Genomic DNA, 8,142 nt, shown 5'->3' on the forward strand with positions numbered 1-8,142 from the left:
ATGAAACAAATTACATGAACACTATTTTATTAAAGACGCCACCTGAAGTATATACCCTTACAACATGATAATTTTTTGATTCTGTAATAAAATTATTTCTAAAATGACTGTTGTTTATGTTTTTAAATTGAGACAGGTTTTGACCTAGTAGATTGTATATTTCAATTTGTTCTATGGTTGAAGTGCTTTCAATCACTAATTCATTAGACTGTAGTAAATAGGCTATTTTAGTGTCTATTAATTCTTCCTCTGAAATAGATAATTGCGTTTCTAAATCATTTGGAAAAGTGGTATTAGCAAATGTAATATAATACCTATCCAGATATGTTCCTGGGGTTACTGTTTGTTGAAAATCCATGTTATTTAATAAGGTATGTGTATTGGTAACGGTATCATATAAATACACAGAAATATCTGTATTAAAATTTTCAAGAGTGTCTAATGAAATGGCTATATCTCCAGAATTCGATAAAAACATACCTAAAGGGTAGTGCTTTGACACATCGAATGCACCAACTCCTTGAATCACGTATCTTTGGCTGTCGATCATCCAGTTTAAATCATCTGGGAAATTATCGAAGTTTAACGCATCGTATCCATAATCAACTCCATCTGTTGCCGCATTGTCTGGTGTAAAAGCTAACAGTAAATGTCTAACATAACCGTTAGGCATTGTAAAATCAATACGAACACGTTGGATGTCGTTAAACATTTCAGCAGTGCTTGTGTTATTTGAAAAAGGACTTGCCTGTGTTAAAAAGGTAGCACAGAACACAATAAGACATAAGTAGGTTAATTTATTCATTTTAGTTAGGTTTTAAATGAATTGATATAATTTGGGACTAGCAAGATAGTATTTTATTTCAATTAATCCATGAAATACTAAAATAATCGATGAAATGCATAAATGTTTTTTTGTTTGTTCCTTGAATGTCGGAATAAAAATAGTTTCATAAAGCGTATCAGGTTTATTTAAAATAAAAAAAGCGACCCAAATGGGTCGCTTAAAATTGTACAATAATTTTAAAACATTAATTCTGTTTCACAACAATTTTCTTGTTAATAAGTTTGTTGTCTGAAGTTCTCACTTTTATAATATAAGTCCCTTCAGAAATTTTTCTCACAGGAATTTTGCATTCATGAGATAAAGGTGCATTGGTTTTATTCCACGATTTAACCGTTTGTCCTAACATATTAATTAAATACACTTGTTTGATTTCTAATGCATTTGGTACATTAATATAGATTTCATTAGATGCATTTAAATAATTTACTATCACATTAGAGAATTCTTCATCAACCGTATTTAAAGTTGCTTCATTTTTAAAGGCAATAAAGTACCTGTCTGCATGACTTCCAGCGTCTAATGCTATTTGGTAATTTACCGTATTAATTCTAGAATAGGTTCCTAATAAGGCATCATAAACAAATACATCAATTTCTTCATCGAAATTTTCTAAATCTGTTAATTCAATCTCAATGGTTCCAGAGGTTCCTAATTCGATAGATATAGGATACATATTATCTATTTGAAACTCACCAACACCTTGAATGACATAGTTCTCATTATCAATTACAAAAGACATGTCGCTAGGGAAGTAGTCAGAATTTTTAGCATCATACCCATAATCAACACCTTCGGTTGCTTCATTATTTGGCGTAAAGGCTAATAATAAAGGTCTAATAGCACCTTCAGGAGAAGTAAAGTTTAGTCGTACACGTTTTGTTAGATCTTCCAATTCGGTTCTTTCTTGATTAGAATTTCTTATAAACACAGATGTATTAGGTGTTGTTTCTTTTCTAAATTCACGTTGGTTATTATTAAATGTAATTGTTCCTCCATCAGAGTCGCCAGTGACATAAAAACCTTGTCCAACTGGTACAAATTGTCTTGGAATTTTACCAACGGATCCAATGCCACCAAGACCAGTAGGAGGAGTGGTTGCTGCAACACCACCAGAAAGAGAATAAGCTGCATAGCCACCTTCGTAATCTATTGTAACATGTGATGCATTAGTTCTAGAGTGTTCCCAGAAGTAAAGTGGTCCTGTGATACTTCCTGCATTATCGGCTATAAATAGATTGGCATTTAATGCTGAAGGATATGGGTTTCCAACAAGTGCTTCATTACCACCAGTTACTGGTGAAGTAATAATACCATTATTTGGTTTACCTACAAACGTATAATTTTGCACATCGTTTATAGGGTCGCCTACACCACTACCTTTCATGGTATAACCAAGACCTACAGGTACATTATAAGTTTGATTGATTCTATGCCAATCAGCATAATTTCCAACTGGATAATTTTCGTAAAGGTATAACCAACGGCTACTTAAAGTTACTGGGTTTGTGCTTCCCGTGGCATCATTAGCAGTTGTCCATCCTACAGGATTTGCTCCATCATGCAGTATAGAACCAATTTGATAGGTATTACCATCTGTACTTACTGGAGAGCTCCAATAGTTATAATTGAATAAGTTGGTTGTGCCTTGTTGGTCTTTATGTAATGCACCATCTGCTGTGTAATCTACAATACTATTGGTGTTTTGTAATAATTGAGATTCACCTTCAAGATCCAGTACAGCAGGGTTGTTTCCATTGTTTAAATCACCAATTCTTAAATAATTAGTTACACGGATGCTTTGACCTTCAACAGGGTTTGAATTTTCAATCGTCAAGGTGTTTTCATCTACAATTAGACCAAGAACCGTAATGTTTTTATTAGTAGAACTAATATTGTGTTGGGTTCTAACAATGTTCCAGGTTACAGGGTTTCCATTAAGTCCATTGGTATTTGGTATTTGTTGCACAGAGCCATTAAGCCAGGTGCTAGCAGCAGTCCAATTTCCAGCTGCATTGCTAATATAAGGCAATGGCGCAGATTCAGATTGTAAAGTTGTAATGTTTCGTAACAAACCAGAAACACCAACATTTGCAACTAAATTTCCACCTGAAATATCAGACCCTTGATTCATTTTATAATACCCTATTAAATCGGTATTCCAATTTAATGGTCCAGAAATGTTTACTGGGATTACAGATCCTTGAACTAATGCGCCATTAGGTTGAATCTCTTGATTCATCATTTCTCTAATTTGAGTTGCTGTCAAGGCTCTATTCCAAATACGAACCTCGTCCATCCACCCTTTAAAGTAATTTGTTGGTGTATTATTAACACGCGACATCGCACCTAAAAGTGTTGTAAACGTGTTTGTTGTAGGGCTCGGGCCAGTTCTTGTGTTCATATCAATACCATCAACATACAATTTGTATTGTGTTCCATTATAGGTAACAGCAATATGATACCATCTGCTATCTGTAATGCCAGTAGCTGAAATATTTGAACCATTTGCATGAAACGATATGGTATTGCCAACCAATCTTAAATCATAGCCAGTTGCTAAATTATTCGCATTACGTTTAGACAGAATCGTTTGAATATTGGCATTAATTTCATTTGGTTTTATCCAAGCTTCAATACTAAATGAACCAGATAAATTATACGCATTGTTAAAACTAATATTATCATCTGTACCATCGAAATCTATTTGATCTGTACAATTTGGAAAAACAATGTTTAACATGTCGGTATCAATACCACAAGGAGACACATTGTTTAATGTCCAAGTAATGTTGTATTCTGCACCACTCTCGCCTGTAAACATTGCATTTGGGTCATTCACATTAGAAAACACAAAAGTGCTTCCAGGTGTTACTGGTGTAGCAGACCAGAATCCTGAACCATTAGCATTTAATTGAATGTTGGTATTACTACAGTTAGTAATAGTTGTAAGGTTACTTGCTACTGCGTTTATGAATGGTGTTATTGTATAAATAACCGTATCTGAAGCAGCAGAACAAGGACCAATAGCACCATCAGGATCTATTGTTGTATAAGTAAGAGATAAAGTTCCAGATGTTTCTCCAACGCCAAGGGTATACGTTGCTGTAGGTGAAGAAGGATCACTAAAAGTTCCGGTTCCACCAGACCAACTACCCGTTGTATTTGTACTTGCGTTCAATGCAATGGTATTAGAAGATGGGGAAGAGCATATCGTTGAATCTAAACCAGCATTAACTGTAGCAGCTTCATTAATTGTTATAAGAATACTATCTGAAACAATACCACAAATACCTGGTGGGTTATTTGTTGTATACGTTAATGTTACAAATCCATTAGTAATATCTGCTGTACTTGGTGTATAAGTAGAACCTGAAAATGTTCCTGAACCACTTGTACTCCATGTTGCAGATGTGGCACTACCACCAAAACTAGCTGACAATGAAACGGTATCACTACTACAAATAGTTTGATCTGCTCCAGCATTAACTGTTGCACCTTGATTTATTGTAATTTCAACAGTATCAGTTGCTATACCACAAGGGCCAGCACCATCAGCATCATTACTCGTATAGGTTAAGATAATAGTTCCTGTTTCTCCAACACCTGGTGTATAAGTGGCATTTGGAGCATTGCTACTAAAAGTTCCTGTACCACCAGACCAAGTACCAGATGTGGCACTACCACCAAAACTAGCTGTCATAGCAATAGAGTCGCTACTACATATAGTTTGATCGACACCAGCATAGATTGTTGGAGCCTGATTGATAGTCACTAACATGGTGTCGCTTACTGGAGAACAAATACCATCGCTTGGAGTGTTGGTGTATGTTAAAGTAATAGGACTATTAAATACATCAGCAGCATGTGGAGTATATATGTTACCGGCAAATGTTCCATTACCAGAAGTTGTCCATGAACCAACAGCGTTTGTACCATTAATTGTAGCCGAAGCTAAAGATACAGTGTCTCCTTCACAGATGGTAATATCTGCTGGAGCTGTTACTGTTGGGGGTTCGTTAACTGTAATAGTTACAGATTCATTAAGAACAGTTGGGCAATTATTATTATTACTTCCAGGATAAGTATTTGGATGGTAACGCCCTCTGTTTAAGGTGTAGGTAGTTGTAACGGTTGGAGAAACAGTCAATGGAAATGTACCGTCAGGTTGAACATTGTACCATACATTCCCACTCCCATCATAAACTCTTATCTGACTATCAGGAGCACCTTCAAAGGTTATCGTAGTACTTTCTCCTTCACAAATGGTTGTATCTGTTGAGGTGATTTCAGCGTCTGTTGCTTCTAATATATGGATTTCTAGGTTGTCAGTAGCTGGGGCACATAAAGTTTGATTAGCTTCCAATGTAATTGTTATAATATCACCACCTTCAGCATTAGCAGGAAATGTATATATACTATTAAAAGTAGTTGTTGTTACTCCTGATTCCCAATGACCGCTCCAGCAGATACCAAATAATTCAAAGTCACAAATATAGGTCGGAGGAGATGTTATTGTAGAAAAGCTACCTGGAGTACCATCAATTCCTCCATTATCACTCCATTCCCAGTTGCTATAATCTATACCTCCAACATCACCAGCCATTTGATACGAAGTAGTACCTTCACAAACATATATTATATCCGTGTCTCCTGAATTGTCATCTAGCGTATATACTTCAATATCAATAGGATTCAAATTTAAATTCACCACATTCTCGTACTCTGAATCTGTACCACAAGGATTTACGGCTGTGACATTAGCCCAATGTCCAATTGACCAATTAGGTTCCGTTATAAAGACTTCAACACTGTTAGCATTAGGGTTACTTGAGACTATTGTAAAATTTGTACTTGAGAAGGTCCAATTGTATGATTCTACATTTGGATCTAATGGAACTGAAAAAGTTACTGTCTGTGGTGTATCACATATATTTGTAGGCCATCCACCTGTATTATTTATAGTTCCATTAATTACTGGTGGTCCATTATAAACTTTAATAAGTCCTTCAATTGATGCTCCTGACCCACAGCCAGTAGTTGTCACTGTATAAACATAACTTCCTACTTGTGTAGTTGAACCACTAATAGTATAAACACCTGTACCTGCGTTATAACTCCCTATTATACCTGCTGGCAATGCTGGAGTACTATTTAAAATTGCTCCTGTAGCTCCTGGGCCTAATTGGAATTGAATAGGAGTCATAGAATTTGAATGAGGGTTGCCATTACATAGTCCTTCATAAGCATCAGGAGATATTAAAGTTATTGTAGCATCAGGATTCACTATTATCGTACCAGTTGCAGTAGCATTACCACAACCAATAGGAGTAACTGTGTAGTTATATGTACCCACAGGGACTGTTGAACCAGCATTTATTGTAAAACTACTTCCAGAATAATTGGTGGTAAAACCAACTGGCAAACCAGTAACTGTTGCTCCTGCTCCTGTTACATAGCCAAGATTATATTCGATTTCTGTAATATTACTACCATTACAAATTTCTTGATTATCTGTTCCGGCAGCTGATGTTAGTGAAATGGTAGCATTTGGTGTTACTGTCATAGTAATGCTTTGAGTAGCCGGAATAGGGTTAGCACAAGCCAAGCTTGATGTTACATCAACAGAAACTGTTTCACCATCTGTAATTGTTGATGAGGTGTATGAATTTGTATTTGTTCCTACAGGAGTTGCTCCTTCATACCATTGATAGGTTGGTGTCGCTCCACCATTTATTAAACCGGTTACAAAGAATGTTACATTCTCTCCTGAACAAGCTGGATTAGCTGAAGTATTTAGAGTATATGTTACAGGTAATAATGGATTAACAGTCATTACTATCGTATTACTAATTGTAACCGTATTACATGGGCCGGAGGTAATTTCTACATAGACATTTTCACCATTAGTAAGACCTGTAGTTGCGTAAGTATTACTATCTGTACCAACAGGAGTTCCTCCTTCATACCACTGGTAAGAAGGGTTAGCACCTAAATTAGTGCCAGTTGCAGTAAAGGTTACTGATTCTCCTAAACAGATTGGCGAGCCTGGCGTAGAGGTTATTGTAGCAGTGGCCCCTTGCACATGATCTAGAACTATTACTTCTGCATTACAAGTTGAAAAATTTCCAGCAGTATCAGTTACTGTTAATGTCACGATATTGGTACCTACATCAGCACATGTAAATGCTGTTTGTGAAGCATTAAGTGTAACTGTTCCGCAATAATCAAAAGAGCCACCATCTATGTCAGAAGCTACAATATTTGCATTTCCAGTCGCATCTAGAGTTATTGTAACTGGAACTGTTTGACAAACAGCTGTCGGAGCTTCATGGTCTTCTACTAAAACGTTGAAATTACATGTAGAGGTAAGTCCGTTTCCGTCATCAGCAATAACATCTACAGTTGTAGTTCCTACAGGGAATACATAAGGAAACGTTATTGGTGTTCCTGCTATTTCATAACTTATAATAGGAGATCCACTACAGTTATCTGTAGCAGTTGCATTAAATGTAAGAGTTGCATTGCATTGTCCGGCATCTGTGTTATAGAAAGGGTTAGGAGTAGGACAGGTAATCACAGGTGGTGTAACATCTTCAACAGTAACTTGTTGCGTACATGTAGCTGTTAATCCAGCTGTATCTGTTACTGTCCAAGTAATGGTATGAATTCCTACAGATAAAGGCAATGATAAATCGTTTGTTACAGATGCCACACCACAATTATCAGAGGTTGTTGGAGCACCTAAAGTTACCGTGGTTGCTTCACAATTAGCATCAGCATTTACAGTAATGTCTGTAGGACAGATTATCGTTGGTACTTCATTATCTGTTACAGTTACATTAAATGAGCAAACCGTGTTATTTCCATTTCCATCTGTAGCCGTGTATTCTATTGTTGTAGTACCAATAGGGAAAATGTCTCCTGAAGTAAATCCAGTAGCATCTGTTTGAGTAACAGTTGCAGTTCCACAACTATCTGTAGCTGTTGGAACAGTATAGTTTACAATAGCTCCACAAATTCCAGCATCGTTATTTACAGAAACACTAGGAGGGCAGGAATTGAAAGTTGGTATAGTTGTATCTACAACATCAACCGTTCTAGTTACCTGAGCAGCTGGGTTTCCATCAGCATCCATTACATTATAAGTTACAGAATAAGAACCAACCAGAGCCGTATTGACAGCCGAAGCATCAATAACGATGCTACCAGTTATATCTCCAAAACAAGGATCGTTAGCCGTAGCACCAAGTTCGTTATAAGTTCCACAAGTTTCAACCGTTTGAGGATTAGCACCA

At 36.4% G+C, this 8,142-nt stretch carries 2 protein-coding genes; both read right to left on the bottom strand.

Translation table 11 applies throughout. The features are described 5' to 3' along the window. Positions 1–10 precede the first annotated feature (10 nt). Positions 11–805: a hypothetical protein gene (locus ACI5KZ_RS02615; RefSeq protein WP_406846808.1), complete on the bottom strand. Its 795-nt coding sequence runs from the start codon at positions 803–805 to the stop codon at positions 11–13. Between the two features lie 226 nt (positions 806–1,031). Beyond that, the coding region (locus ACI5KZ_RS02620; protein WP_406846809.1) for an HYR domain-containing protein at positions 1,032–8,142 on the bottom strand (7,111 nt) is incomplete at its 5' end.

Origin of the sequence: Xanthomarina sp. GH4-25 (assembly GCF_045363175.1) — a bacterium.
Classification (GTDB): Bacteria; Bacteroidota; Bacteroidia; order Flavobacteriales; family Flavobacteriaceae; genus Xanthomarina.

What these genes read in the sequence shown, in the direction of transcription:
- ACI5KZ_RS02615 (WP_406846808.1), bottom strand. Translation starts at nt 805, where the DNA reads ATGAATAAATTAACCTACTTATGTCTTATTGTGTTCTGTGCTACCTTT.